Below are 248 nucleotides of genomic sequence, written 5' to 3'. Positions count from 1 at the left end.
GAACAACCAGGATATTTCGGCGCTGGTCGGTAAGGTCGACATCCGCAAGCTGGAAAACTTCGCGCAAAACGACCCGGATGCCTACGGTTACTCCGGCGCGCTGTGCCGGGCTAACCAGGGGATTATGGAATTCGTCGAGATGTTTAAAGCGCCCATTAAGGTGCTGCATCCGCTGCTGACGGCCACTCAGGAAGGAAACTACAACGGGACGGAAGGTATCTCCGCCCTGCCGTTTAACGGGATCATTC

At 56.0% G+C, this 248-nt stretch carries 1 pseudogene; it reads left to right on the top strand.

What is annotated here, in order from left to right:
- A pseudogene (locus ACWXWW_RS18240) lies at positions 1–248 on the top strand (hypothetical protein); the annotation flags it as partial.

The organism is Microbacterium sp. KNMS (genome assembly GCF_053851835.1).
The sequence above is the reverse complement of the archived record's forward strand: the minus strand, read 5'-3'. Positions and strand labels throughout refer to the sequence as shown.